This is a genomic window from Variovorax sp. EBFNA2 (assembly GCF_033802765.1).
Lineage (GTDB): Bacteria > Pseudomonadota > Gammaproteobacteria > Burkholderiales > Burkholderiaceae_C > Variovorax > Variovorax paradoxus_H.
In genome coordinates this window covers 2,094,496-2,120,853 of record NZ_CP138496.1, presented here as the reverse complement: position 1 = coordinate 2,120,853, position 26,358 = coordinate 2,094,496, and the positions used below count along the sequence as shown (strand labels likewise).

Sequence of the window (26,358 nt, the reverse complement as noted above, 5' to 3'; positions counted from 1 at the left end):
CCCTCTCCCCTTGGGGAGAGGGTTGGGGTGAGGGAGCGACGGTGGCTCGAACACCACCCTCACCCCAGCCCTCTCCCGCACGCGGGAGAGGGGGCCATTCAGAACTGGACCGGAATCTCCGGGCTCTCGCCCTTCTGGATCTCGAAGACCAGGCTCGGCGAGCCGTTCTCCCACACCAGCAGCATCGAGCGCTTCGGGCTGAAGCCCTGGTGGCGGCAGTAGGCGGGCATGGCGGCCATGTCGCCTGCCTTCATGATCACGCGGGCCATGGGCTTGCCGGTGTTCTTGTCGCCGCAGTCCCAGTGGATCTCGTCGGTCATCTGGAAGAACCACTCGACGCGGTCGTTGCCGTGAATGATCGGCAGGATGTGCTCCTCGGTCGTCGGGCACATGTAGCTGTGCTTCACCACCGATGTGAAGCTCGGGTTCCACGTCACCTGCGAACGGCTCAAAAAGCCGAAGAGGTTGAAGGCGTGCACCTCGTTCTCGAAGCCGGGCTCGGGGTGCAGCTCGGGCTGGGCCTGCGGCACGTCGGCAAAAGCACGGTTGATGGGCGCGCCGCGTTCGTCGCTGCGCAGGTCGAGGTCGCCCTTCAGGCCCACGCAGCGCTTGGCCAGCTCGCGCGCCCGGGTGATCTTGGCGGTGTTGTTGCCGCTCTTGCGGCCGTAGGCCGAGCCGGTTTCCTGCGGCGCGGCGAACGGGTCGAAGCTCTCGTTGGTCCAGTCGTCGAGCATGGCCTCGAAGGTGGCGCGGATCTGCGCGGTGGGGAAGTTCTCGAGCAGGTCGATGCCCGCGTCCTTCATGGTGCCGTTGAAGCTGCCGGCGTACAGGTCGACCGAGTCGTAGTGGTTGATGGTGCCGAACACGTTGTCGAAGTTGACCCAGCCGTAGAAGAAGCCCCAGGCCACGTCGCGCATCAGCGCACGCAGGTAGCTGCCGGCGTCCATGGTGTGGCTCATGGGACGGCCGTCGCGGGTCTTCCAGGTGATGTGGGCAAAGTACTCGTCGCGGCGGAAGCCGAAGCTGCCGAGCGAAAAATCCTTGTAGCCAAGCGTGGCGTCGGGTTGCGATGCGAGGACCTTGGCGAGTTCTGCGGGTGCGTTCATGGTGTGGCTCCTGGATGGCGGGTTCAGTGCGTCTGGCAGATATCGGCCCACTTCTCTACCGAGAGGTCGCCTTTACATGTCTGCAGCACGATCACGCCGGGATCGCCGGCCACGCGGAACTGGTAGGCCGTGTTCTTCGGCAGCAGGCCCTGGTGGCCGCGCGAGAGCTTCATCCAGCCCATCTTCTTGCCCTGGGGTTCGCCCTTCACGAAGACGGCGCCGTTCTTCTCGGTGTCGGCCACGGCCTGGGCCGCATCGAGCTGCACGAGGTGCACTTCGACCTCGCCGTCCATCACCAGCGCGAACTCGTCATGTGCGCTCGTGTACCAGGGCGAGGTGCCTTCGGCGCGCAGCGTTTCCAGCACGTAGATCTGGTTCTGGCCGAACACGACCTTCTCGTAGGGCTTGCTGATGCTGGCGATCTCGAAGCAGTTGGAGAACGCGTAGTGGCGCACGTCGTCGTCGATCGGCTCGACGTGGCCCTTCTCGAAATGCTTGAGGGACCCGAAGCGGGTCTGGTATGCGACGGTCATGGGTGTCTCCTGAAGTGCCGACGGTGCAGCGTGGCGGCTGCGATGTGTGCACTGTAGGAAACGAAGGGCTACAGCGGTAGGCCCGAAACGCGGGCCGCATTGTTCGGCAAATCCGTTCAATGCACAGGGTTTACCCAGGAACGGACGGCGTTCGCGTCAGGCGTCCCAGATCAGGCCCGGCGGCAGCAGGCCGCGTTCGATCATGGCCGCGTCCCACGGCGGCACCTTCGAGAACGCATGGGTCAGGTGCTCGATGAACAGCCGCAGCTTGAACGCATTGCGCGAGGTGCCCGCGTACACCGCGCTCAGCGAGAACGACGACAGCTGGTGCGCCGGCAGCACCACCTCCAGGTCGCCGCGCAGGATCGCCTCGCCCGCCACCAGCGTCGGCAGGCAGACGATGCCGGCGTGCTCCATGGCGTACTCGCGCAGCAGGTGGACGCTGTTGGTGAGCAGCGCGGCGCTCATGTACATCGTGACGTGCTCACCGGCGTGGTGAAAGGTCCAGCGGTCGCGCGTGGGGTAGCCGGAGTACAGGCCGAGCGTGTGCTTGTGCAGCTCGCGGGGGCTCGCGGGCCGCCCGTGGGCGCCCAGGTACTCGGGCGTGGCGCAGAACACGCGGCGCACCGGGAACAGCGGGCGCGACACCAGCTCGGTCGAGGCCGCCGGAAAGATCTGCAGCGCGCAATCGACGCCCGCCTTCACCGGATCGACCACCGCGTCGCTCACGATGAGCTCGAGGTGGATGTCCGGAAAGCTCACCTGGAAGGCCCGCAGCAGCGTGGCGAAATGCCCCAGCACGAAGCCGGTGAGCGCATGCACGCGCAGCGTGCCGGTGGGCCCGTCCTTGGCGTCGCGCATCTGGTCCATGATGTCGTTCGCCCGGCCGACCAGCTCGACGCAGTCGCGCAGGAAGGCCTGCCCCACATCGCTGAGCCGGACCACGCGCGTGCTGCGGTGGAACAGCGGCGCGCCGACATGGTCTTCGAGCTGCTTCACGCGGCTGGTCACCACCGACTTCGACACCCGCAACTGGCGCGCGGCCTCGGCAAAACTCTGGGTCTGCGCGACCCGCACGAAGGTCTCTATGTTCTCGAGGCGGTCCATGGGGCATGCACTGTAGCGGGTCCGCGGCGGCGGCCGGTCGGGCGCACGGGTGTGAAGTACTGCGCAATCCTGCAGAGAGATTGGCCGCGCCCCTCTCAATTCGCTCACAAATGTGAGCATTTCCATGTGAGATCGTTAATTCGGCGACTATTGTTCAGCCCTCAGGCACCCGAGGTGCACAAGAAATCACAGCAGGGAGTTCCCATGACCCGATTCACCAAATCCACCAAATCCACCAAATCCACGATCACCGTGATGCTCGCGCTGGCGGCATCCGTTCTCACGAGCGCCTGTGTGCACCACCACGCGCCACCGCGTGCGGAGCCCGGGCCCGCGCACAAGGGCGGCAACTTCTGCCCGCCGGGCCAGGCCAAGAAGGGCAACTGCTGATCGCCCGCGATGCTGAACCCGTTTCTGCGGGACATGACGCCCGACGAACTGCCGACCGGCAACGCACGGCCGGTCGGCATCGCGCTGCTGCCCGTGCTGGCCTACGTGCTCGTCGCCATCGCCTTCCTGAGCATGTCGGTGATGGTGCCGAGCCTGGCCGTGGCCTGTCTCTTCGCGACCGCGGCGGCCATGTCGCTGGGCGCGGGCGTGGTGCTCGGCATGAGCGTCTGGATCTTTCCGCAGCTGTCGCGCTGAGGGCAGCTGCATGAGCACGTCCAACGCTTCCGTCTTCCGCGTCCAGAGCTGGCGCACGACCCTGCTCGCGGCCTCGGTCGTGCTGCTGGTCGTGATGGCGCTGCTCATGAAGTGGCTCGTCGAGCTGCAGGTGGAAACCGCGCAGGAACGCCAGCTGCGCGAAGCCGTGGCGCGCGAGGCGGACGCCCGCTGCTTTGCGCTGTCCACGCGCCAGGAGATCGACACCTGCCGGGCCGTCAACGCAGCGCGCGTCGCGCCCTGACATCGGCCGCGCTCAGCCGAAGGTGAACGCGTAGGCCTGCGCGCCGGCGTCGAGAAACTCGATCTCGAACAGGCGCTCCCTGCCGCCACCCGACTGCCGCACCAGCTGGTACAGCTTCTGCGCATCGACCACGCCGTGGCCCTGGGCATCGGTGTCGGCGCCGTGGTCCGCCAGCGGCGGCTGGCCGTCGACCCGCACCGTGAAGCGGACCGGTTTTCCGTCGGCCATCGGCCCCAGCACCAGATGCAGGTCGCGCGCTTTGAAGCGGTACGCGATGCGGCCGTTGGCGTGGTTCAGCACGGCACGCTCGGCCTCCACGGTCCAGTCGCCGCCCAGTGCCCATTGGTTGGTGCGCAGCGATGAAGCCGCGGGGTCGTAGGCCTTCGCGCGGTCGCGAACGATGCCACCGGGCGACGCAAAGCCGTGCGCGCGCGCATGGCCCAGGTAGGTTTCGCCGGACTGCGCCGGCTCGGCGCCGGGCGCGGCTTGCGTGCCCTGCCCCAGCGGCGCCACCAATCCACCGGCGACCTGGGCCTGTCCGGCCTCGGCCAGCAGCTGCTGGATGACCTGCTCGGCCTTGTCGTAGCGGTTCTCGCCGAACTGGTGATGGCGGATGCGCCCCTGCGCATCGACGAAATAGAACGCCGGCCAAGCCTGGTTGTCGAAGCCGCGCCAGATGGCAAAGTCATTGTCCAGCGCCACCGGGAACCCGATGCCGAGGTCTTTCACGGCCTTGCGCACATTGGCCGGGTTCTTCTCGAACGCGAACTCCGGCGCATGCACGCCGAGAACGACCAGACCAGCGTCCTTGTACTTGTCGGCCCACGCGCGCACGTAAGGCAGCGTGCGCAGGCAGTTGATGCACGAATAGGTCCAGAAGTCGATCAGCACGACCTTGCCGCGCAAGGCCTCGGGCGTGAGCGGCGCCGAGTTGATCCATTCGGTCGCACCCGCCAGCGACGGCAGGCGGCCTTCGACGCGGAGGTTGTGCACGGGCACCGACGCCGGGCGAGCGTCCGAGACGCGCAGGAAGCCGGTGTCTGCGCGTTGCGCCTGCGGCGTGTCTTTGCGGAGCGTGTCGACCAGCGCCTGCTCCAGGGTCGACGTGGTGCCCAGCGACAGGCGCGCGAGCAATCCGGTGTCCAGCCTCAGCGCGATGGCGCCCACGCCCGCCAGCACCGCCGCGCCGGCGATGCGCCGCACCCCTTCGCCAGTCGGCAGCGTGCGCTTCAACACCGCGAGCAGCCGGCCGCCCGACAGCAGCGCCACCGCGAGCGAGGTGCACGCACCGGCCGCATAGGCGAGCAGCAGCAGCGAGGTGCCGACGCTCGCGCCGTTGAGCGCCGCGCCCGTGAGGATCAGTCCGAGGATCGGCCCCGCGCACGGCGCCCAGAGCAGGCCCGTGCCCACGCCCAGCCACAGCGGCGAAAACACCGAGGCCTGCGGCCCCTCGGACATGCGCAGGCCCAGCGCCACCAGCGGCCGGCTCAGGCGCTCGGCCACGCGCGGGAACAGCAGCGTCGCACCGAACAGCGCGAGCAAGGCCATCGCGGCATAGCGCCCGTATTCGTTGAGCGTGACGATCCAGCCACCGCCCACTGCGGCCAGCGTGGCGACCACGGCAAAAGCCAGCGCCATGCCGGCGAGCATCGGCAGGCCGTGCGAGCGGAACGGACGGTCGGCGCGTGCGAACACGAACGGCAGCACCGGCAGGATGCAGGGGCTCAGGATCGTGAGCACCCCGCCCAGGTAGGCGATGAAGAGGATGAGCATGGTGGTGTGAGGGATATCGGTTGGGGGTCAGCGGGCGGGCGCGGCGGCCAACGCCAGCCGCGCCTCGAGCCCGCCTTCGGCGCGGTTATGCAGCGTGAGTTCGGCGCCCATGGCCATGGCCAGCTGGTGCGCAATGGCCAGGCCCAGGCCCGTGCCGCCGGTGCTGCGGTTGCGCGAACTCTCGACCCGGTAGAAGGGCTTGAGCACCGCGTCGAGTTCGTCGGGCGGAATGCCCGGGCCGTTGTCGCGCACGCTCACCACGAGGCGGCCGCCCTCGCCTTCGGCCTGCACGCGCAGCGTGACGTCGGTGCCGAACTTCAGCGCGTTGTCGATCAGGTTCATGAGGATGCGGCGCAGCGCGTTCGGTCGGCTCACGATCGGCGCGCCGGCCCGGCCTTCGAGCCGCACCTGCTGGCCCACGTCTTCGTAGTCGGCCACCATGCTTTCGAACAGCGCATCGGCGTCGATGCGCAGCGGCGGCTCGGTGGCGCCGTGGAGCGTGCGCGCATAGGTCACGCCTTCGCGCACCAGCGCGTTCATCGCGTCCAAATCCTGGCGGAATTTCTCGCGGTCGTGCGTGTCGTCCATCAGGTCGGTGCGCAGGTGCATCCGTGTGATGGGCGTCTGCAGGTCGTGCGAAATGGCCGCCAGGATTTCCACGCGCTCCGACATGTAGCCCGCGATGCGCTGCTGCATGGCGTTGAAGGCGCGCGCCGCGTGCGCCACTTCGGTCGGGCCCTCTTCCGCCAGCGTGCGGCTCTTCAGGTCGGGGCCGAGCTGGTCGGCCGCGGCGGACAGCTGCGCGAGCGGCCGTGTCACCAGCCGCACTGCGATCCAGGCGCACACGGCCAGCACCAGCAATTGGCCGACCAGCAGCCACATCACCCAGCCCGACACCGGCATGCCCACGCGCATGGCGTGCACGACCACGGACGACCCGTCGCCCAGCCGCACCTCGATCTGCAGGCCTTCGGGCGGCCAGGCCACCTCGCCGACCTTGACGACGGGGAACGGGCGCATCGCATCGACGATGGCCGCCGCAAACTGCTGCGAAGCCTCCGAGGCGGGCGCGCCGCCCTGCGCATTGCCGCCCAGCACGAAGCGGTAGTTGCGCCGCTCCAGCCTGTCGAGCCACCCGGCGCGCTCCGCCGCGGGGAGCCGGTCGAGGATGGCGACCGAGCTCGCGATGTCGCGCTCGATGCCGATCATCATCAGCTCGCGAAGCGCCATGTTCCGCTCGTAGCGGATCGCCGCGAAGGTGAGCAGCTGCGCGATCGCCAGGCCCACCACGATGATCAGCGTCACGCGGGCATACAGCGAGCCGGGCAGCAGCCGGCGCCAGCGCGGCGCGGTGCCGGAGGGGTTCGCAACAGGGTTCGCGGAAGTGGACATGAACAGCTTCGTCGGTAGGCGGCGTGGCGATGCGTCAGCGCAGCGGGCTCACACCAGGTGGATGGCAACGTCGATGTTGCCTCGGGTTGCCTTGGAATAGGGGCAGGTCTGGTGCGCTGCCTCCGTGAGGGCCTGCGCCACCTCGCGGTCCAGGCCCGGCAGGCTCACGTTCAGGCGTGCCTGCAGGAAGTAGTCGCCGCCCGCCGTGCCCAGGTCGACCTCGGCATCGACGGCCAGATCGGGCGGCAGCGCGACCTTCATCTTGCCGGCGGCCTTGCCCATCGCGCCGATGAAGCAGGCCGACCAGCCGGCCGCGAACAGCTGCTCGGGGTTGGTGCCGGTGCCGGCGCTGCCGGGCGACGAGAGCTTGATGTCCAGGCGGCCGTCCGAGCTGCGCGCCTCGCCGTCGCGGCCTCCCGAGGAGGTGCGGGTCTTGCCGGTGTAGAGGACTTTGTCGATGCGGGTCATGAAGGTTCCTTGGGTGCAGGAGGGTTGAAAACGGACGGATTGTTGGGCCGCTTTCCCCCTGCCCCGCCGCCTTTTGTATGCCTGTGTATCTGCGCCGGAAACCCACACACTACGTTTCCAACGGCGCCCCCCTGCACCCCGCCGGAACGCTACATTGCGGCTGCGGCGCCGTGCCGCCACCGCCCACCCTGCCATGACGCCCAAGACCTCCGACCACATCCTCATCGTCGACGACGACCGGGACATCCGCGAACTGCTCACCACCTACCTGGTGAAGAACGGCCTGCGCGTGGTCGCGGTGCCGACCGGGCGCCACATGCGCGCCGCGCTCGAGGCGTCGGGGCCTTTCGACCTGATCATCCTGGACCTGATGCTGCCCGGCGAAGACGGGCTCACGCTGTGCCGCGACCTGCGCACCGGCAAGTACAAGGCCACGCCCATCCTCATGCTGACCGCGCGCAGCGAGGAAGCCGACCGCATCCTGGGCCTGGAGATGGGCGCCGACGACTACCTGGCCAAGCCCTTTTCCGCGCGCGAGCTGCTGGCGCGCATCCGCGCCGTGATGCGCCGCACGCGCATGCTGCCGCCGAACATGGGCGCCGTCGAGCCCTCGCAGAAGCTGGGGTTCGGGGAGTGGCAGGTCGACACGGTGGCGCGCCACCTGATCGACGACGCCGGCGTGATGGTGGCGCTGAGCGGCGCCGAGTACCGGCTGCTGCGCGTGTTCCTCGACCACCCGCAGAAGGTGCTCAGCCGCGACCAGCTGCTGAGCCTGACGCAGGGGCGCGAAGCCGAGCTCTTCGAGCGCTCCATCGACCTGCTCGTGAGCCGGCTGCGCCAGCGCCTGCGCGACGATGCGCGCGAGCCCCGCTACATCAAGACCGTGCGCAGCGAAGGCTACGTGCTCGCTTCTGCGGTCGAAGCGAGAGACTGACCGACGCCACGCTCTGGCACTGGGTCGGGTGGCGCAGCTCGTGCGCGAACCCGCCCGCGAAGAACAGCAGTGCAAACCAAAGCTTCTTGAATCCGCGAGAGTGCGTCATGGGGGTTTCCTTCGGGCGATGAGTGGATGACGGGCGGATTGTTGGCTGCCTGTTCCCCGCACAACGGCCATTGCGTATGCCTGTGTATCTCCACCTGGAATCGACACACCACGTTGCGTTGAGGCCGCCCCGCGCGCCTGCGATTGAAATTTAGTGTGGCCGAAACCGGCGCGGATACAGAGGCATACACAAGCCGGTCAGGGAGCGGACTTCGCGCCGAACAATCGCGCCGTCAACCCCTTCGAATCCCAGGAGATTTCCATGACCGCATCCCCCTTGCTGCCGCGCCGTTCGTTCATCGGCAAGGCCGCGCTCGGCCTCGCCGCCACGCAGCTCACGTCGATCGTTCCCGCCTTCGCCCAATCCGCCAGCACCAGCAGCACGAAGCGCCTCGAGCCCCTGAAGAGCATCGACGCCGGCACCCTGCGCATCGGCTATTACGAAGCCGGCCCGGCCGACGGCGCGCCGGTGATTCTTCTGCACGGCTGGCCTTACGACATCCACATGTTCGTCGACGTTGCACCGCAGCTTGCGGCGGCGGGCTTTCGCGTCATCGTGCCGTACCTGCGCGGCTACCGCACCACGCGCTTTTTGTCGGCCGACACGCCGCGCAACGGGCAGCAGTCGGCGGTGGCCGTCGACATCATCGCGCTGATGGATGCGCTGAAGATCCCCGTCGCCACCGTCGCCGGCTGCGACTGGGGCGCGCGCACCGCATGCATCATGGCCGCGCTGTGGCCCGAGCGCGTGAAGGCGCTGGTGTCGGTCAGCGGCTACCTCATCGGCAGCCAGGAAGCCGGCAAGGCACCGCTGCCGCCCGCAGCCGAGCTGCAGTGGTGGTACCAGTACTACTTCGCGACCGAACGCGGCCGCGCGGGCTACGAGAAGAACCGCCACGACTTCGCCAAGCTCATCTGGCAGATCGCCTCGCCGAAGTGGAACTTCGATGCCGCCACCTTCGAGCGCAGCGCCGTGGCCTTCGAGAACCCCGACCACGTGGCGATCACCGTGCACAACTACCGCTGGCGCCTCGGCCTGGCCGAGGGTGAGGCGAAGTACCAGGCGCTGGAGAACCGGCTCGCCCAAGCGCCGGTGATCGGCGTGCCCACCATCACGCTCGAAGGCGACGCCAACGGCGCGCCGCATCCGCAGCCGAGCGCGTACGCGAAGAAATTCTCGGGCCGTTACGAGCACCGGCTGGTCAGCGGCGGCATCGGCCACAACCTGCCGCAGGAAGCGCCCGAGGCGTTTGCGAAGGCGGTGATCGACGTAGCGCGCGGGTAAGCCGCGCACGCCCCTCAGTCGGCAGTGAGTGCCTGCGCCTGTACCTGCGCGTTCGCTTGCGGCTCGGCGTCGAAGCGTTCGAACCCGCAGTAGCACAGGAAGTGGCGGTTGGCGGCGCGGCCGAACAAGGTCATGCCGAGCTTGCTGGCCAGCTCGTGCCCCATCGCGGTGACGCCGTTGCGCGAGACGATGATCGGCACGCCCATGTGGGCCGACTTCATCACCATCTCGCTGGTCAGCCGGCCCGTGGTGTAGAAAACCTTGTCGCCGCCGTCGATGCCATGCACCGCCATCCAGCCGGCAATGGAATCGATGGCGTTGTGCCGGCCGACGTCTTCCACGAACACCAGCATCTCGGTGCCGCGGAACAGCGCACACCCATGCACCGAGCCCGCATGCCGGTGCACGCTGTGGCGCGATTTCATGAGTTCGAGAATGCGCAGCAGCGTGCCCTGCGCGATGCGGGCCGACTGCGCCGTCGGCAGCCGCAGGGCGCCGATCTGGGCCATGGCATCGCCGAACACGGTGCCTTGTCCACAGCCCGTGGTCACGACCCGGTGCGCGGTTTTTTCAGCAAGGTTGGTGATGCCGGCGTGCGTTTTCACCGCCGCCGCCTCCACGCTCCAGTCGACGTCGATGCTCTCGACGTCGCCGGCGCGCTGCACCAGGTTCTGGTTGAGCAGGTAGCCCAGCACCAGCAGTTCGGGCGCAGCGCCCAGGGTCATGAGCGTCACGAGTTCGCGCTTGTCGACGAAGACGGTCAACGGCCGCTCCGCCGGGATGTCGATGTCGCGGCGCTCGCCGTGCTGGTCGACGATTTCGATGCGGCGCAGCAGCGGGCCACGCGCCGGGTTCAGGCGCGGCGCGTCGGCGCGCCGGGGCAGCGCCACGGCGTCGAAAGCCAGCGGTGCTTCGTTCGCGTCGTCTGCTTCGTCTTCATCGGATGGGGCCATGCAGGAATGCTACGACACCGCGCTGCCGCGGCATGCCCGGGTTTTCGCGTCGGCGATCGAGGGGTACTGCGCGCAGACCCGCGTGCCATCGGCTATGGTTCGGCCCATGCTCTCCTCGGACACCCCTGCGACCGCGCCAGCGACCGCGCCCACGGGCCGCCCGACGCTCGACGTCGCGGTGGTCATGCGCCGCGAACGCCTGCATGGCCCGTCGAGCCACTGGCAGCCCTGGCGCTGGACGCTCGACAGCGTGCAGCCCGACGAGCCCGGCTTCGGCACCGAACCGCGCCTGCTGCGCGACGACGGCGGCGCGCAGCAGTGGCTGCACCCCGGCTTCAAGGTCGAGCTGTTCCGCGACGAGGCCGAGGGCTATCACCTCAATGCGATCACGCCGACGCCGTGCTGGTTCGTGCTGTGGCGCATGGACGAGGAGGCGACGCTGTCCACGGAACCCATTCCGCGCCCGGTCGTGGTCACGCTGAGCTACTACGAGGCGGGGCGCTGGCTCGATGCGCAGGAAACCGTCGAGCAGGTGCCGGCCCCCGCCGAGGTGGTCGACTGGGTGCGCGCCTTCGTCGACGAGCACTACGTGGTCGAGCCCAAGCGCCGCCGGCGGCCCGAGAGCTTCCGCTCGCTGGTCGACCGTTTCGGCAACGCCGCGAGCGTGTCGACCGAGAAAAAACGCGGACGGGGTGCGGGCGATGTCTGAGGGTTTTCTCGGACGCTGGTCGCGCCGCAAGCAGGAAGTGCGCGCGGCCGAGGCCGTCGTGGAAGAGAAAGAAAAGGCACCGCCGGCAGACGAACCTGTGCCGTCGCCCGCCCTCGTTGCGGCGCCGGCCGCCCTGCCGCCCGAAGCCGACCCGGACGCCGCGCCGCCGTTGACCCTTGCGGACGTGGACGCGCTGGGCCTCGAGTCCGACTACACGCCCTTCCTCACGAAGCAGGTGGCGCCCGAGGTCAAGAACGCGGCCTTCCGCAAGCTCTTTACCGATCCGCATTTCAATGTGATGGACGGCCTCGACACCTACGTCGACGACTATTCCCAGTCCACCCCCGTGCCCGAGAGCGTGCTGCGCCAGATGGCCAGCGCCAAGTTCCTCAAGCTCTTCGACGAAGAGCCCAAAGACGCCGAAGCCACCGAAGACATTCCCCCTGAAACCCCCGACGCCATCGAGGCGACGGACGTGGCACAGTCCCAGGATCCCGCAACGCTTCCCAGCCCGCCGGTTGCACCGATGCAACCCGCCAGCCAAGAAACCGATGACCACCACGCTGATTTGCGACTGCAACCAGACGATGCCGCTCGAGCCGAAGACGCTCGGCGCGGCACTGGCTGAAACTCTTCCGCTGCATTCGTCGCTGTGCCGCCGCGAGGCGACCTCTTTCCAGCGCGCCATCCAGTCCGGCGACGACGTCGTGGTCGCCTGCACCCAGGAAAAAAGGCTCTTCGGCGAACTCGCCACGCAGACGCCCAACGCCACCTCGCCGATCCGCTTCATCAACATCCGCGAGACGGGCGGCTGGAGCCGCGACGCCAAGAGCGCGATGCCGAAGATCGCCGCGCTGCTCGCCGCCGCCAGCCTGCCCGAGCCCGACCCCGTCTCGACCGTGACCTACACCAGCCAGGGCCGGCTGCTGATCATCGGCCCGCTCGACGCCGCCGAACGCGCCGCGGCGCTGGTCGGCGACACGCTCGACGTCACCCTGCTCGCACAGGGCCCCGGTGCGGCCGGTGGCGCACAGGCGCGCCGCTGGCCGGTGATTGCCGGGCGCATCGATTCGCTCAAAGGCTGGCTCGGCGCCTTCACGCTGCGCTGGACGCGCGACAACGCGATCGACCTCGACCTGTGCACCCGCTGCAACGCCTGCGTGGTCGCCTGCCCCGAGCAGGCCATCGGGCTGGACTACCAGATCGACAACGCGCGCTGCACCTCGCACCGCGACTGCGAGCGCGCCTGCAGCGTGGCCGGCGCCATCAACTTCAGCCGCGAGGCCCAGGCGCTCGATGCGGCCTTCGACCTCGTGCTCGACCTCGGCGCCGCGCCGCAGATCGACTGGCACGCGCCGCCGCAGGGCTACTTCCACCTGCCCGGCGGCGTCGCGCAGGCCGAGGGCCTGCAGACCTTGCTGCGCCTGCGCGAGCTGGTCGGCGAATTCGAAAAGCCCAAGTTCTTCGACTACAAGCAGAAGCTCTGCGCGCACAGCCGCAACGAGGTGGTCGGCTGCAACGCCTGCGTCGACGTGTGCTCGGCCCACGCCGTGAGCAGCGACCCGCAACGCCAGCGCATCGTGGTCAACCCGAACCTGTGCGTCGGCTGCGGCGCCTGCACCACGGTGTGCCCGACGGGCGCACTGGGCTACACCTACCCGCGCGCGCCCGACCAGGGCCTCAAGCTGCGCAAGCTGCTCGGCACCTATGCCACGGCCGGCGGGCGCGATGCCGCGCTGCTGCTGCACAGCCAGGAAGGCGGCCAGGCGCTGCTCGAACAACTCGGGCGGCAGGCGCAACTGGGCAAGGCCCAGGGCGTGCCGGCGCGTGTGATCCCGGTCGACCTCTTTCATGCGGCCAGCACCGGCATCGACCTGTGGCTCAGCGCGATTTCCTTCGGAGCCTCGCAGGTCGCGGTGCTGTGCACGGGCGAAGAAGCGCCGCAGTACCTCGCCGCGCTCAAGCAGCAGATGAACGTGGCTCAGGCGCTGTTGCTGGGCCTGGGATACACAGGCACGCACTTTCACGTGATCGAGGCCGACGCGCCCGCCGTGCTGGACGCCGCGCTGGCCGGCTTGCGCACGACCACGCAACGCGTGCCGGCCACGGCCGCCCGTTTCGCCGTCGGCGCCGACAAGCGCGACCGGCTCGAGATGACGCTCGATCACCTGATGGGCGCGGCCCCTGCCCTGCAGACGCCCGGCGATGCGCCGCTGGCTTTCGCGCTGCCGACCGGATCGCCGCTGGGCGCCATCGCGGTCGACAAGGACAAGTGCACGCTGTGCCTGGCCTGCGTGAGCGCCTGCCCGTCGGGTGCACTGCTGGACAGCCAAAGCGCGCCGCAGCTGCGCTTCATCGAGAAGAACTGCGTGCAGTGCGGCCTGTGCGAAATCACCTGCCCTGAAGACGCCGTTTCGCTCGTGCCGCGCCTGCTGGCCGCGCCCGAGCGCAAGCAGCAGGTGCTGCTGAACGAGGCCAAGCCCTGGGCCTGCATCCGCTGCAGCAAACCCTTCGGCACGCAGAAAGCCATCGAGGCCATGCTCGGCAAGCTGGCCGGGCATGCGATGTTCCAGGGCGAAGCGCTGGAGCGCCTCAAGATGTGCAGCGACTGCCGCGTCATCGACCTGTACAGCGCCACCAACGAAGTGAAGATCGCCCCGCTATGAGCCAGACCTTTCCCGCCACGTCCGCACTCGACGAGGAGGTGGCCCGGGCCGAGCTCTACGGCCTGCTGGCGCGGCTCTGGTACGCCGCACCCGATGCCGCGTTGCTCGAAGCCTTCCAGGTCGCGCCCACCGAGGCGCCGGCCGCGGGCGCCTTTCTGGAAGAACCGTGGCGCCAGCTGGTCGGCATCGCGCGCGACACCAGCGCAGCGGCCGCATACGAGGAATACGACGCGCTCTTCGGCGGCATCGGCAAGCCCGAGGTGCTGCTGTTCGGCTCGCACTACCTGAGCGGTTTTCTCAACGACAAGCCGCTCGTGCAGCTGCGCAACGACCTCGACCGGCTGGGGCTGGCGCGCACCGAGACCACCTACGAGACCGAGGATCACATCGCCTGCCTGTTCGAAGTCATGCGCTACCTGATCGCCGGCGACGACGTGGCGGTGGCCAACCTCACGCAGCAGCAGGCCCTTTTTTCCAAACACATCCAGCCCTGGCTGCCCGCGCTCTGCGATGCGGTGTCGCAGCATCCGCAGGCCCGGTTCTACGCGGCCCTTGCCGTCTTCACGCGCGCGTTCGGCGATGTCGAGGCGCAGGCCTTCGACATGCTGGACTGAGAAGGTGTGAACGAACCAATGCAAGGGGTATTCAGGTTGCTCACACCTTGTTGCTGGTCTAGTATCCACAAGGCCGACCGGGTTTCCCCTCTCTCGTCGCGCCCAGCCACTCCTGGAGTCACTATGCAGGACAGCCAAAACACCGGCATCAAGCCGGCCTCCCGCCGCGGATTCTTCATCGGTGCCGCCACCGCCGGCGCCGCCGCGGTGGCCGTCACGTCGCTGCCAAACATGGCCGAGGCGCCCGTCGCCGCCGTCGCCCCCTCTTTGCCGCCCCCGCCCGAAAACGGCGGTGGCTATTCCCTGAGCGAACACGTCAAGCGCTACTACGCCACCACGTCAGCCTGAGGAGACCCCGTGCTTCTGACCAGAAAATCCCCAGGCACCGCGAGCCAGCGGGCCTCCGACACCTCGCCCTTCGTTCACAGCTTGCGGCGCGGCCTCGCGAACGCCTTGCCGACGATGGATCGCCGCTCCTTCCTGCGGCGCTCCGGCCTCGGCGTCGGTGTGGGCCTGGCGGCCAGCCAACTCACGCTGATCCAGAAGGCCAAGGCCGCGGACGGCCGGCCCACGGCCATCGGCGCCGGCAAGATCGAGGTGAAACGCACCGTGTGCTCGCACTGCTCGGTCGGCTGCGCCTCCGACGCCGTGGTCGAGAACGGCGTGTGGGTGCGGCAGGAGCCCGTGTTCGACTCGCCCATCAACCTGGGCGCCCACTGCGCCAAGGGCGCGGCGCTGCGTGAGCACGGCCATGGCGAATACCGCCTGCGCTACCCGATGAAGCTCGTCAACGGCAAGTACGAGCGCATCAGCTGGGACACCGCGCTGGACGAAATCACCGCCAAGCTCAAGGAACTCACCAAGGCCAGCGGACCCGACGCGATCTACTGGATCGGCTCGAGCAAGCACAGCAACGAGCAGGCCTACCTGCTGCGCAAGTTCGTGAGCTTCTTCGGCAGCAACAACTGCGACCACCAGGCGCGCATCTGCCACTCGACCACGGTCGCGGGCGTGGCGAACACATGGGGCTACGGCGCCATGACCAATTCGTACAACGACATGCGCAATTCGAAGATTGCGATGTACATCGGCTCGAACGCGGCCGAGGCGCACCCCGTGAGCATGCTGCACATGCTGCATGCCAAGGAAAACGGCTGCAAGATGATCGTGGTCGACCCGCGCTTCACGCGCACGGCGGCCAAGGCCCACGAATACGTGCGCATCCGCTCGGGCTCGGACATCGCGTTCCTGTTCGGCATCCTGCACCACATCTTCAAGAACGGCTGGGAAGACAAGCGCTACATCAACGACCGCGTCTACGGCATGGAAGAAGTGCGTGCCGAGGTCATGAGCAAGTGGACGCCCGACAAGGTCGAAGAGGCCTGCGGCGTGAGCGAAGCCCAGGTGCTGAAGGTCGCCACGATGCTCCACGAGCACCGCCCCGGCACCGTGGTGTGGTGCATGGGCCAGACGCAGCACACCATCGGCAACGCCATCGTGCGGGCGTCGTGCATCCTGCAGCTGGCGCTGGGCAACGTGGGCAAGTCGGGCGGCGGCACCAACATCTTCCGCGGCCACGACAACGTGCAGGGCGCCACCGACGTCGGCCCCAACCCCGATTCGCTGCCGGGCTACTACGGCCTGGTCGAGGGCTCGTGGAAGCACTTCGCCGCCACCTGGGGCGTCGACTTCGAATGGATCAAGGGCCGCTTCGCATCGCCCGCGATGATGAGCAAGCCCGGCATCACGGTGTCGCGCTGGATCGACGGCGTGCTCGAGAAGAACGAGCTCATCGACCAGGACTCGAACCTGCGCGGCGTCTTCTACTGGGGCCATGCGCCCAACTCGCAGACGCGCGGCCTCGAGATGAAGCGGGCCATGGACAAGCTCGACCTGCTCGTCGTGGTCGACCCGTACCCGTCGGCCACGGCCGCCATGGCCGCGATGCCCGGCCGGCCCGAAGACGCCAACGCGAACCGCGCGGTGTACCTGCTGCCCGCGTGCACGCAGTTCGAGACCAGCGGGTCGGTCACGGCATCGAACCGGTCGGTCCAATGGCGCGAGAAGGTCATCGAGCCGCTGTGGGAAAGCCGCACCGATCACATGATCATGCAGCAGTTCGCCGACCGGCTGGGCTTCGGCAAGGAGCTCAGCAAGAACTACAAGATGCAGAAGGTCAAGGGCATGGACGAGCCCGTGCCCGAAGACATCCTGCGAGAAATCAACAAGTCGTGCTGGGCCGTCGGCTACTCGGGCCAGAGCCCCGAGCGGCTGCAGGCGCACATGCGCAACATGGCCGCGTTCGACGTGCGCACGCTCAAGGCCAAGGGCTCCGTCAAGGACAAGGTCAACGGCTACGACATCTCGGGCGACTACTTCGGACTGCCCTGGCCCTGCTACGGCACGCCCGAACTCAAGCACCCCGGCTCGCCGAACCTGTACGACCCGTCCAAGCACGTGATGGACGGCGGCGGCAACTTCCGCGCGAACTTCGGCGTGGAGCGCAACGGCAAGAACCTGCTGGCCGAAGACGGCTCCTACTCGCTGGGCGCCGACATCACCACCGGCTACCCCGAACTCGACCACCAGCTGCTCAAGAAGCTCGGCTGGTGGGACGAACTCACCGAAGCCGAGAAGCCCAAGGCCGAAGGCAAGAACTGGAAGACCGACAGCTCGGGCGGCATGATCCGCGTGTTCATGAAGAACCACGGCTGCCACCCCTTCGGCAATGCCAAGGCGCGTGCGGTGGTGTGGAACTTTCCCGACGCGATTCCGCAGCACCGCGAGCCGCTGTACGGCACGCGCCCCGACCTCGTCGCGAAGTACCCGACCCACGACGACAAGATGGCCTTCTGGCGCCTGCCCACGCTCTACAAGACCGTGCAGCAGAAGAACATCGCCGACAAGGTCGCCGAAAAATTCCCGTACATCATGACCTCGGGCCGGCTCGTGGAATACGAAGGCGGCGGCGAGGAAACGCGCTCCAATCCCTGGCTGGCCGAGCTGCAGCAGGAGATGTTCATCGAGATCAACCCCAAGGTGGCGGCCGAGAAGAACATCCGCAACGGCGAGCGCGCCTGGGTGCACACGCCCACCGGCGCCAAGCTCAACGTGCAGGCCCTCGTCACCGAGCGCGTCGGGCCCGACACGGTGTTCATGCCCTTCCACTTCTCGGGCCGCTGGCAGGGCGAAGACCTGCTGGCCTACTACCCGAAGGGCGCCGCGCCCATCGTGCGCGGCGAGGCCATCAACACCGGCACCACCTACGGCTACGACAGCGTCACCATGATGCAAGAGACGAAGACCACGGTCTGCAACATCGAGAAAGCATAAGGAATCACCATGGCAAGAATGAAGTTCGTCTGCGATTCCGAGCGCTGCATCGAATGCAACGGTTGCGTCACGGCCTGCAAGAACGAGAACGAGGTGCCCTGGGGCGTGAACCGCCGCCGCGTGGTCACGCTCAATGACGGCCTGCCGGGCGAGAAATCGATCTCGGTGGCCTGCATGCACTGCTCCGACGCGCCCTGCATGGCGGTGTGCCCCGTGCAATGTTTCTACCGCACCGACGAAGGCGTGGTGCTGCACGACAAGGACGTCTGCATCGGCTGCGGCTACTGCTCGTACGCCTGCCCCTTCGGCGCGCCGCAGTTCCCGTCGCAAGGCACCTTCGGCGCCCGCGGCAAGATGGACAAGTGCACCTTCTGCGCCGGCGGCCCCGAAGCCAACGGCTCCGAAGCCGAGTTCGAAAAGTACGGCCGCAACCGCCTGGCCGAAGGCAAGCTGCCGGCCTGCGCCGAGATGTGCTCGACCAAGGCCCTGCTGGCCGGCGACGGCGACGTGGTGGCCGACATCTTCCGCACCCGCGTCGTGCACCGCGGCACGGGCGCCGAAGTCTGGGGCTGGGGCACGGCCTACGGCTCGCAACAGGCCGGCACGCCGCCCACCGGAGGCACCAAGTGAAGCGCGTGGTCGTGATGCTCGGCGCGCTCGCTTCGGGCGCGATGCTGCTGGCAGCCTGCAGCGAGAAGCCGCAGACGAACGCCGAGGGCGTCAAGTACGACGCGGTGCCCTGGAGCGGAACCGGCACGCAGGCCAACACCGGCACGGTCTTCACCGCGCCCGGCTGGAAGGTGGGCGACAAGGCGTCGTGGGAGCAGCAGATCAAGACGCGCTCCAACGGCCAGAACGAGTACACCCGAACGAACTGAACCGGAGGCCGCATGAGCGTCACCATTCGCACCAGGCAGGCGTTCCACGCGCTGCTGGCGACCGCGCTCCTGGGCAGTGCAGCCGTGGCGCTGGCCCAGGAGGCCAACCCGGCCGCGAGCGGCGCTGTCACCGCCTCGCCCGCGCCCGCTTCGTCAGCCCCGGCCGCCACGGCCACACCGGCGCCGAAGACTGAAGGCGGCATCCGCAGCCAGAACATCTTCGAGGTCAAGCCCGAGGCCAGCGCCGACCCGAACTACCTCAACCAGACCAACGGCGAGCGCAACAAGGTGCAGCCCGGCAACAACGCGCCGATGTGGCGCCAGGTGAGCGGAGGCGTCACCGGCTACAGCAGCCTGCCCGTGAGCGAAGCGCCCGAGGCCGGCAACCTGATCCAGGGCTTCGTGCAGTACCCGGGCTCGCGCTTCACCAACGCCGGCGAAGCCTGGCGGCAGGTGCGCAACAACTGGATCATTCCGTACGGCGCGGCGCTGCTCTTCGTCACGCTGCTGGCGCTGGCGATCTTCTATTTCACGCGTGGACCGATCCGCCTGCATGGCAAGGAAACGGGCCGCAAGATCGAGCGCTTCACGCCGTTCGAACGGGCCACGCACTGGTCGAACGCGCTGGCCTTCGTCACGCTCGCGATCTCGGGCATCGTGATGGCCTTCGGCAGGTTCTTCCTCTTGCCGGTGCTCGGCAGCACGCTCTTCGGCTGGCTGGCCTACGTGCTCAAGACCGTGCACAACTTCGTAGGGCCGCTGTTCGTGGTGACCACGCTGTTCATGATCTTCACCTTCATCCGCAGCAACTGGCCGAGCAAGGACGACCTCACCTGGCTGCGGCACGGCGGCGGCCTGTTCGGCGGCAAGGAGCCCGCGTCGCACCGCTTCAACGCCGGCGAGAAGGCGGTGTTCTGGGGCGGCGTGCTGTTCCTGGGCAGCATCGTCATCGCCTCCGGCCTGTTCCTCGACAAGCTGCTGCCCGGCTTCGTCTACACGCGCGGCGAGATGCAGGTCGCGCACATGGTGCATGCGGTGGCCACGCTGCTCATGATGGCCATGATCATGGGCCACATCTACATCGGCACCCTGGGCATGACCGGCGCCTATAAGGCGATGCGCGAAGGCTATGTCGACGAGGCCTGGGCGCGCGAGCACCACCGCCTCTGGTACGACGACATCGAGGCCGGCAAGATCCCCGCGCAGCGCTCGCAACCCGCCGGCGCCCCGGAGCCCGCACGACCGGCGACGGCGCAAGGAACCTCCGTATGAAGCACACATTGACCCTTCTGTGCACGCTGGCCGCAGCGTCCGCATTCGCCAAGCTCCCGCCGCTCTCGCCCGAAGCCCAGGCCAAGGCCGCCGAGACCGCCGCCCGCACCGCGTGGACCGCCAAGACCGACGGCTACCTGCTGTGCAAGTCGCAGGACCAGGTCGCGGCCAAGTACCGCGCCAGCGCCGAAGCCGCGGGCAAGCCGGCACCGGCCGCGGTGGCCACGCCGCCGTGCGTGGACCCCGGCCCTTACGCCGCGGCGCCCAAGCCCGAGGTCAAGCCCATCGAGGCGTCGGGCGCCCACTCCCCGGCCCCCACGGCCGCGGCGCCGCCGAGTTCGAACCAGACGTCGGCCCAGACGAATCCCGCGCCCAAGAAGTAGGTCGGCGGCACATCGCGCATGCGCGGGTGCGACCGAAAAAAGAAGCCGGAGAAGGCTCGCCGGCCCGTGCCGGCGTGGCCGCTTTCGGCGTGCGACCGAGCGTTGTGCCCGACAGCGCCAGCGACATCCAACTTCTATACTGGCCCGATGCCCCCACCCGAACGAACTGCCTCGACCGATGTGCGCATGCGCGGCTTCACGCAGCGCGCCGAGGTGCCCACCGCCCTCGCCTGGATCGATGCCCACGCGCCCCTGCTGTCCGGCGAATCCGTGGCGGTCGAGGAGGCCACGGGGCGGGTGCTGCTGCAGGAGGTGATCGCGCCCATCGCGGTGCCCGAGTTCGATCGCGCGGCCATGGACGGCTATGCGCTGCGCGGCGCCGACACCACCGGCGCCGGCGAATACAACCCGCTCGAATTTCCGATCGTGGGCCACGCCTGGCCCGGCCGGCCTTTCGAGGGCGACGTGCCCGCGGGCGCGGCCGTCCGCATCATGACCGGCGCCCCGGTGCCGCAAGGGATCGACGCCGTGGTGCCCGCCGAATACGCGAGCGAACACGACGGCCGCCTGGCCATCACGCGCGCCGTCGCACCGGGCCAGCACGTAGGCCACATCGGCGAAGACATCGCGCGCGGCAGCACGGCGCTGCCCACGGGCCGACGGCTGCGTCCGCAGGATGCGGGGCTGGCGGCGTCGCTGGGCCTGGCGCAATTGCAGGTGGTGCGCCGGCCGCGTGTGCGGCTGCTCGTCACGGGCAACGAAGTGCGCGCGCCCGGCACGCCCAAGGGGCCCTTCGAAATCTATGACGCCAACTCCGTGACCCTGCGCGGCCTCGTCGCGCGCGACGGCGGCGTGCTCGAGTCGCACCAGCGTCTGGGCGACGACCCGCAGGTCATCGCGCAGGCGCTTGCCGCACCGGGCGCCGACGTGGTGCTCATCTCCGGCGGCTCCAGCGTGGGCGCCGAGGACCATGCGCCGCGCCTGCTGGCCGAACTCGGCGAACTGGCCATCCACGGCATCGCGATGCGGCCCTCCAGCCCGGCCGGCATGGGCCGCATCGGCGACACGCTGGTCTTCCTGCTGCCGGGCAATCCCGTGTCCTGCCTGTGCGCCTACGACTTCTTTGCCGGGCGTGCGATCCGCCGGCTCGGCGGACGGCCCGCCGACTGGCCCTACCCGCGCACGCGCGCCACCGTGGCACGCAAGATCGTGTCGCAGGTGGGGCGCGTCGACTACGTGCGCGTGAAGCTCGGCAGCGACGGCGTGGAGCCGCTCGCGCTGTCGGGCGCGTCGGTGCTGAGCTCGACGACGCGGGCCGACGGCTTCGTGATCGCCCCCGCCGAAAGCGAAGGCTTCGGGCCCGGGACCGACGTCACTGTTCATCTGTACGAGTGCCTGTGAAAGCCCAATCGCAATTTCTCGATGTCGTCACGCGGGACGAGGCCGAGCGCCGCTTCCGCGAACACCTGACCCTCGCGCCGCTGGGTCGCGAGACGCTGCCCCTGCACGCGGTGCTGGGCCGGGTGTTGGCCGACGACGTGGTCGCGGCCATCGACGTGCCCGGCTTCGACCGCTCCAACGTCGACGGCTTTGCCGTGCAGGCCGCCGACACCTGGGGCGCGATGGAAGAACAGGTGCGCGCGCTGGCCCTCGTGGGCGAGACGCTCGCGCCCGGCATCGTGCCGCAGCGCGAAGTGACGCCCGGCCAAGCCACCGCGATCGCCACCGGCGGCATGCTGCCGCGCGGCGCCGATGCGGTGGTGATGGTGGAACACACCGACCTCGACCACGGCGACGTGCAGGTTCGCCGCGCCGCCACGGCGGGCGAGAACGTCAGCTATGCCGGCACCGACATCGCACGCGGCGAAACCGTGCTGCGCGCCGGCCAGCCGCTGAGCTCGCGCGAAATCGGCGTGCTCGCGGCGCTGGGCCTGGCCGAGGTCGGCGTGTACCGCAAGCCGCGCGTCGCCATCTTCTCCACGGGCAACGAGATCGTCGCGCCCGGCGCGCCGCTGCCGACGGGCGCCGTGTACGACTCCAACGCCGCCATCATCGGCGCCGCGGTCGAGGAACTGGGCGGCGAGCCCGTGCGGCTGGGCGTGATTCCGGACGACGAAGCCCTGCTGTCAGCCGCCCTCGCGCGCGGGCTCGCATGCGACGCCGTGGTCTTCTCGGGTGGCACGTCCAAGGGCGAAGGCGACCTGTCGTACCGCGTGGTGGCAGCCCTGGGCGACCCGGGCGTCGTGGCGCACGGCGTGGCGCTCAAGCCCGGCAAGCCGGTGTGCCTGGCGGTCACGGGCGGCAAGCCGGTCGTGATCCTGCCGGGCTTTCCGACCTCGGCGGTCTTCACCTTCCATGAGTTCCTCGCGCCCGTGATCCGCGCCTTTGCGGGCCAGCCGCCCGAGCGGCGCGAGCACGTGGCGGCCACGCTGCCCCTGCGCGTGAACTCCGAGCGCGGGCGCACCGAATATTTGCTCGTGGGCCTCGTGCCCACCGACGACGGCCTGGCCGCCTACCCGATGGGCAAGGGCTCGGGTTCCGTCACCACGTTCAGCAGTGCGGACGGTTTCATCACCATCGGCCAGCACACCGAGATCCTCGATGCCGGCGCGCCCGTGCAGGTGCAGCGGCTGGGCCAGGGGCTGGACGCCGCCGACCTGATCTTCATCGGCAGCCATTGCGTGGGCCTCGATTGGCTGGCCGGCGAACTGATGCGCCAGGGCTTGCGCATCAAGGCCATGAACGTGGGCAGCACAGGCGGGCTGATGGCCGCGAAGCGCGGCGAATGCGACGTGGCGGGCATCCACCTGATGGACCCGGCGACCGGCGTCTACAACCAGCCGCTGCTCACCCCGGCGCTCGAACTGGTGCCGGGCTACGGCCGCATGCAGGGCATCGTCTACCGCCCGGGCGACGCACGCTTCGACGGGCTCGATGCCGCCACGGCCATCGCCGCCGCGACCACGCTGCCCGGCTGCACCATGGTCAACCGCAACGCCGGCAGCGGCACGCGCATCCTCATCGACCGTCTGCTGGCCGGCGCGAAGCCGCCCGGCTACGGCGTGCAGACCAAATCGCACAACGCGGTGGCGGTGGCCGTGGCGCAAACGCGCGCCGACTGGGGCCTGGCCATCGACACCGTCGCGCGGCAGTACGGCCTGGGCTTCATTCCGGTACAGGAAGAGCGCTACGACTTCGCCGTGCCCAAGGCGCGGCTGCCGCGTGCGCCCGTGCAGGCCTTCGTTGCGTTGCTGCAGTCGGCGGCGGCGCGCGAGGCGCTGGGCCGGCTGGGCTTTCGCGTCGTCGAACCCGCCGCCTGATCACAGAACTGCTTCTTCCACTCACAAGGACCTCGACGATGGCTTTGCGCAGACGCTTCACCCTCCTCGCCCTCGCCGGCGCGCTCGCCGGCACGTTGCTCGCGCCGATGGCGCACGCGCAGGACAAGTTCATCGTGCTGGCCTCGACCACCTCGACGGAACAGTCGGGCCTGTTCAAGCACCTGCTGCCGCAGTTCACCAAAGCCACCGGCACCGAGGTCCGCGTGGTGGCCGTGGGCACCGGACAGGCGCTGGACATGGCGCGACGCGGCGATGCCGACGCGCTGTTCGTGCACGACCAGCCCGCCGAAGAGAAGTTCGTCGCCGAAGGCTTCGGCCTCGCGCGCCAGGCGGTCATGTACAACGACTTCGTGCTGATCGGGCCGAAGTCCGACCCCGCCGGCGTGCGCGGCAAGGATATCGCGGTGGCGCTCAAGCGCCTGGGCAGCACGGGCACGGCCTTCGTCTCGCGCGGCGACAAGAGCGGCACCCACTCGGCCGAACTGCGCCAGTGGAAGCTCGCCGGCATCGACCTCGCCGCCGCCAAGCCTGCCGGCTACAAGGAGTGCGGCTGCGGCATGGGCCAGGCGCTCAACATCGCGGCGTCGACCAATGCCTATGTGCTGTCCGACCGCGGCACCTGGCTCAACTTCAAGAACCGCGCCGACCTGGGCATCGTGGTCGAGGGCGACAAGCAGCTGTTCAACCAGTACGGCGTGATCGTCGTGAACCCGGCCAAGCATCCGCACGTGAAGAAAGACCTGGCGCAAGGCTTCGCCGACTGGGTGGTGTCGCGCGACGGGCAGGCCGCCATTGCCTCGTACAAGATCGGCGGCGAGCAGCTCTTCTTCCCGAACGCGGGCCAGTGAGCGGCGCTCCGGTCGATGACGGGCCGCGCGACAGGCAGGGCCTCGCGGTGGCGATGAAAGCCGGTCGTCGATGAACACCATGACCGAAGGCTGGGCGCTGGCCTGGCGACTCATCGCCGCCGCCGACCCCGAACTCGTGCGCATCACGGCGCTCTCGCTGCAGGTGAGCGCGACGGCCTGCCTCATCGGTGCGCTGTTCGGCCTGCTGCTGGGCGCCTGGCTGGCGGTGGCGCGGTTCCCGGGGCACGCGCTGGCCGTGTGGCTGGTGAACACGCTGCTCGCGCTGCCCGCGGTGGTGGTGGGCCTGCTGGTGTACCTGCTGCTCTCGCGCTCGGGGCCGCTGGGCCAGCTGGGCATCCTGTTCACGCCGTCGGCGATGGTGGTGGCGCAGGCCGTGCTCGTCACGCCGCTGATCGCCGCGCTGTCGCGCCGGCTCGTGATGGCGGCGCTGGCCGATGGCGGCGACCAGCTGCGCTCGCTGGGCGCCGGGCCGCTCGCCACCTCGCTCCTGATGCTGGTGCACGACCGGATGGGCGTGGCCACCGTGCTGCTCACGGCGTTTGCGCGCGCCATCGCCGAGGTCGGCGCCGTGATGATCGTGGGCGGCAACATCGCCGGCGTCACGCGCGTGATGACCACCACCATCGCGCTGGAGACCAGCAAGGGCGACCTTGCACTGGCCTTGGCGCTGGGCATCGTGCTGCTGGCGGTGGTCGGCGCGGTCAACGGCGCCATCGGACTGCTGCAGTGGCTGGCCACGCGGCAGCCGAACGCCGCGGCGCAAGTGAAGCCGCATGCAGTGCACAGGACGCCCGCTCCGCGCGCGCACGTTGCCGCCGAGGCAACACCGCTGATCCGGGCCGAGCAGGTCACGGTGCGCTTCGGCCAGGTGATCGCGCTCAACGAGGCATCGCTGACGCTGCACCGGGGCGACCGGCTCGTGCTCGTCGGTGCCAACGGCTCGGGCAAGACCACGCTGCTGCGGCTGCTGCATGGCCTGCTGCCCTGCGAAGGCCGCTGCGAGCGCCTGCCGCTGCAACCCCAGGGCCGCCTTCCGCGCGCGGCCATGCTGTTCCAGCGCCCCTTCCTGTTGAGCCTCTCGGTGTGGCGCAATGTCTGGATCGGCCTGTGGCTGTCCGGCGTGCCGGCCGCCGAGCGCAACGAGCGCTGCGGACTGGCGCTGGCACGCGTGGGGCTGCTGGACCATGCGCAGCGCTCGGCGCGTTCGCTGTCGGGCGGACAGCAGCAACGCCTGGGTCTGGCACGCGCCTGGGCGCTGCAGCCGGACATCCTGTTCCTGGACGAACCGACGGCCAGCCTGGACCCCGGCGCCAAGAACGAGATCGAGGCCCTCATCGAAGAGGTCGCCCGCAGCGGCGTGACCCTCGTGATGAGCACTCACAACCTGGGCCAGGCCAAGCGCCTGGCCACGCGCGTCGCGTATCTGCATGCGGGCCGCATCGTCGTCGACCGGCCGGTGGCGAACTTCTTCAACGCAGAAGATCTGCCGCCCGAGGCGGACCAGTTCCTGCAGGGTGAACTGGGCTGGCACATCCAGCCCTGACGCCGGCGGTCTCTTGCGCTTGCGCACCCATGCTTCCGCTTACACGGCACCCCGATCCGTCGAGGCAAAATACCGCGATGGAAATCACTGTCGCGGTCTCGCTGCCGACATTCCTTCCGGGTCTGGGGGCGCCACTGCTTTCGCCTGCACGAAGACCTCACCGACCGGCTGCGAACGCACGGCC

Annotated in this window: 26 protein-coding genes and 1 pseudogene; 20 read left to right on the top strand and 7 right to left on the bottom strand. The window is 69.0% G+C overall.

The window, feature by feature from the left end; translation table 11 throughout:
- Positions 1 to 98: 98 nt before the first annotated feature.
- From RZE79_RS09765 to RZE79_RS09755, 3 genes are all read right to left on the bottom strand, one after another.
- Complete coding sequence (locus tag RZE79_RS09765) at positions 99 to 1,106, bottom strand: hydroxyquinol 1,2-dioxygenase (protein ID WP_153285242.1); 1,008 nt, start codon at positions 1,104 to 1,106, stop codon at positions 99 to 101.
- Positions 1,107 to 1,129: 23 nt separating this feature from the next.
- Positions 1,130 to 1,639, bottom strand: coding sequence for a hydroxyquinol 1,2-dioxygenase (locus tag RZE79_RS09760; protein ID WP_319360232.1), 510 nt, complete (start codon positions 1,637 to 1,639; stop codon positions 1,130 to 1,132).
- Positions 1,640 to 1,795: 156 nt separating this feature from the next.
- Positions 1,796 to 2,746, bottom strand: a complete 951-nt coding sequence (locus RZE79_RS09755) for a LysR family transcriptional regulator (RefSeq protein WP_153285244.1) — start codon at positions 2,744 to 2,746, stop codon at positions 1,796 to 1,798.
- Positions 2,747 to 2,950: 204 nt separating this feature from the next.
- Here RZE79_RS09755 and RZE79_RS09750 point away from each other — a divergent pair, with 204 nt between their 5' ends.
- Genes RZE79_RS09750 through RZE79_RS09740 form a run of 3 tightly spaced genes read left to right on the top strand, consistent with a single transcriptional unit; the run spans position 2,951 to position 3,653 of the window.
- Positions 2,951 to 3,136 (top strand): hypothetical protein, encoded by a 186-nt coding sequence (locus tag RZE79_RS09750; protein ID WP_319360231.1) that lies wholly within the window; start codon positions 2,951 to 2,953, stop codon positions 3,134 to 3,136.
- A 9-nt stretch (positions 3,137 to 3,145) separates the two neighbouring features.
- The gene (locus RZE79_RS09745) at positions 3,146 to 3,391 is read left to right on the top strand and encodes a hypothetical protein (protein ID WP_319360230.1); all 246 of its coding nucleotides are present in this window, start codon (positions 3,146 to 3,148) and stop codon (positions 3,389 to 3,391) included.
- Between the two features lie 10 nt (positions 3,392 to 3,401).
- On the top strand, positions 3,402 to 3,653 hold the full coding sequence (locus tag RZE79_RS09740) for a hypothetical protein (RefSeq protein WP_319360228.1): 252 nt from the start codon (positions 3,402 to 3,404) through the stop codon (positions 3,651 to 3,653).
- Between the two features lie 12 nt (positions 3,654 to 3,665).
- Here RZE79_RS09740 and RZE79_RS09735 read toward each other — a convergent pair whose 3' ends face one another.
- Genes RZE79_RS09735 through RZE79_RS09725 form a run of 3 tightly spaced genes read right to left on the bottom strand, consistent with a single transcriptional unit; the run spans position 3,666 to position 7,286 of the window.
- Positions 3,666 to 5,426, bottom strand: coding sequence for a cytochrome c biogenesis protein DipZ (locus RZE79_RS09735; protein WP_319360227.1), 1,761 nt, complete (start codon positions 5,424 to 5,426; stop codon positions 3,666 to 3,668).
- Between the two features lie 27 nt (positions 5,427 to 5,453).
- The gene (locus tag RZE79_RS09730) at positions 5,454 to 6,818 is read right to left on the bottom strand and encodes an ATP-binding protein (protein WP_319360226.1); all 1,365 of its coding nucleotides are present in this window, start codon (positions 6,816 to 6,818) and stop codon (positions 5,454 to 5,456) included.
- A 48-nt stretch (positions 6,819 to 6,866) separates the two neighbouring features.
- Positions 6,867 to 7,286: an organic hydroperoxide resistance protein gene (locus RZE79_RS09725; protein WP_319360224.1), complete on the bottom strand. Its 420-nt coding sequence runs from the start codon at positions 7,284 to 7,286 to the stop codon at positions 6,867 to 6,869.
- A 193-nt stretch (positions 7,287 to 7,479) separates the two neighbouring features.
- On the opposite strand from RZE79_RS09725, the gene RZE79_RS09720 reads away from it, so the two are divergent.
- Both RZE79_RS09720 and RZE79_RS09715 read left to right on the top strand, forming a co-directional pair.
- On the top strand, positions 7,480 to 8,220 hold the full coding sequence (locus RZE79_RS09720) for a response regulator (RefSeq protein ID WP_192195878.1): 741 nt from the start codon (positions 7,480 to 7,482) through the stop codon (positions 8,218 to 8,220).
- Between the two features lie 370 nt (positions 8,221 to 8,590).
- Entirely contained in the window at positions 8,591 to 9,613 is a 1,023-nt protein-coding gene (locus RZE79_RS09715; RefSeq protein WP_319360222.1) for an alpha/beta hydrolase, read from the top strand.
- 14 nt (positions 9,614 to 9,627) lie between these two features.
- Here the strand turns inward: RZE79_RS09715 and RZE79_RS09710 are convergent, their stop codons facing one another.
- Entirely contained in the window at positions 9,628 to 10,566 is a 939-nt protein-coding gene (locus RZE79_RS09710) for a formate dehydrogenase accessory sulfurtransferase FdhD (RefSeq protein ID WP_319360221.1), read from the bottom strand.
- A gap of 106 nt (positions 10,567 to 10,672) precedes the next feature.
- Here RZE79_RS09710 and RZE79_RS09705 point away from each other — a divergent pair, with 106 nt between their 5' ends.
- The 15 genes and pseudogenes from RZE79_RS09705 to RZE79_RS09635 all read left to right on the top strand — a co-directional run bounded on the left by RZE79_RS09705 (position 10,673) and on the right by RZE79_RS09635 (position 26,174).
- Complete coding sequence (locus RZE79_RS09705; RefSeq protein ID WP_319360220.1) at positions 10,673 to 11,275, top strand: DUF3305 domain-containing protein; 603 nt, start codon at positions 10,673 to 10,675, stop codon at positions 11,273 to 11,275.
- Positions 11,268 to 11,903 (top strand): DUF3306 domain-containing protein, encoded by a 636-nt coding sequence (locus RZE79_RS09700; protein ID WP_319361139.1) that lies wholly within the window; start codon positions 11,268 to 11,270, stop codon positions 11,901 to 11,903. Before RZE79_RS09705 ends, RZE79_RS09700 begins: the two co-directional genes overlap by 8 nt.
- On the top strand, positions 11,863 to 13,941 hold the full coding sequence (locus RZE79_RS09695) for a 4Fe-4S dicluster domain-containing protein (protein WP_319361137.1): 2,079 nt from the start codon (positions 11,863 to 11,865) through the stop codon (positions 13,939 to 13,941). The genes RZE79_RS09700 and RZE79_RS09695 overlap by 41 nt, the downstream gene beginning before the upstream one ends.
- On the top strand, positions 13,938 to 14,555 hold the full coding sequence (locus tag RZE79_RS09690; protein ID WP_319360219.1) for a molecular chaperone TorD family protein: 618 nt from the start codon (positions 13,938 to 13,940) through the stop codon (positions 14,553 to 14,555). The genes RZE79_RS09695 and RZE79_RS09690 overlap by 4 nt, the downstream gene beginning before the upstream one ends.
- Positions 14,556 to 14,678: 123 nt before the next feature.
- Positions 14,679 to 14,903: a formate dehydrogenase gene (locus tag RZE79_RS09685; protein WP_153285255.1), complete on the top strand. Its 225-nt coding sequence runs from the start codon at positions 14,679 to 14,681 to the stop codon at positions 14,901 to 14,903.
- 9 nt (positions 14,904 to 14,912) lie between these two features.
- Complete coding sequence (locus RZE79_RS09680) at positions 14,913 to 17,888, top strand: formate dehydrogenase subunit alpha (RefSeq protein WP_319360218.1); 2,976 nt, start codon at positions 14,913 to 14,915, stop codon at positions 17,886 to 17,888.
- A gap of 9 nt (positions 17,889 to 17,897) precedes the next feature.
- Entirely contained in the window at positions 17,898 to 18,518 is a 621-nt protein-coding gene (gene fdh3B, locus RZE79_RS09675; RefSeq protein ID WP_062470938.1) for a formate dehydrogenase FDH3 subunit beta, read from the top strand.
- Between the two features lie 14 nt (positions 18,519 to 18,532).
- Complete coding sequence (locus tag RZE79_RS09670) at positions 18,533 to 18,766, top strand: hypothetical protein (protein ID WP_319361136.1); 234 nt, start codon at positions 18,533 to 18,535, stop codon at positions 18,764 to 18,766.
- Positions 18,767 to 18,778: 12 nt separating this feature from the next.
- Entirely contained in the window at positions 18,779 to 20,038 is a 1,260-nt protein-coding gene (locus RZE79_RS09665; protein WP_319360212.1) for a formate dehydrogenase subunit gamma, read from the top strand.
- Entirely contained in the window at positions 20,035 to 20,421 is a 387-nt protein-coding gene (locus RZE79_RS09660) for a hypothetical protein (RefSeq protein WP_319360210.1), read from the top strand. Before RZE79_RS09665 ends, RZE79_RS09660 begins: the two co-directional genes overlap by 4 nt.
- A gap of 147 nt (positions 20,422 to 20,568) precedes the next feature.
- Positions 20,569 to 21,822, top strand: coding sequence for a gephyrin-like molybdotransferase Glp (glp, locus tag RZE79_RS09655; protein WP_319360208.1), 1,254 nt, complete (start codon positions 20,569 to 20,571; stop codon positions 21,820 to 21,822).
- Entirely contained in the window at positions 21,819 to 23,741 is a 1,923-nt protein-coding gene (locus tag RZE79_RS09650; RefSeq protein WP_319360206.1) for a molybdopterin biosynthesis protein, read from the top strand. The genes glp and RZE79_RS09650 overlap by 4 nt, the downstream gene beginning before the upstream one ends.
- A 38-nt stretch (positions 23,742 to 23,779) precedes the next feature.
- A complete protein-coding gene (locus RZE79_RS09645; RefSeq protein WP_319360204.1) occupies positions 23,780 to 24,610 on the top strand; it encodes a substrate-binding domain-containing protein in 831 nt (276 codons plus the stop codon).
- 70 nt (positions 24,611 to 24,680) lie between these two features.
- Positions 24,681 to 25,388: pseudogene (locus RZE79_RS09640) on the top strand (ABC transporter permease); the annotation flags it as partial.
- Positions 25,389 to 25,394: 6 nt separating this feature from the next.
- Positions 25,395 to 26,174: an ATP-binding cassette domain-containing protein gene (locus RZE79_RS09635; RefSeq protein ID WP_319361134.1), complete on the top strand. Its 780-nt coding sequence runs from the start codon at positions 25,395 to 25,397 to the stop codon at positions 26,172 to 26,174.
- The last annotated feature ends 184 nt before the right edge of the window (positions 26,175 to 26,358 follow it).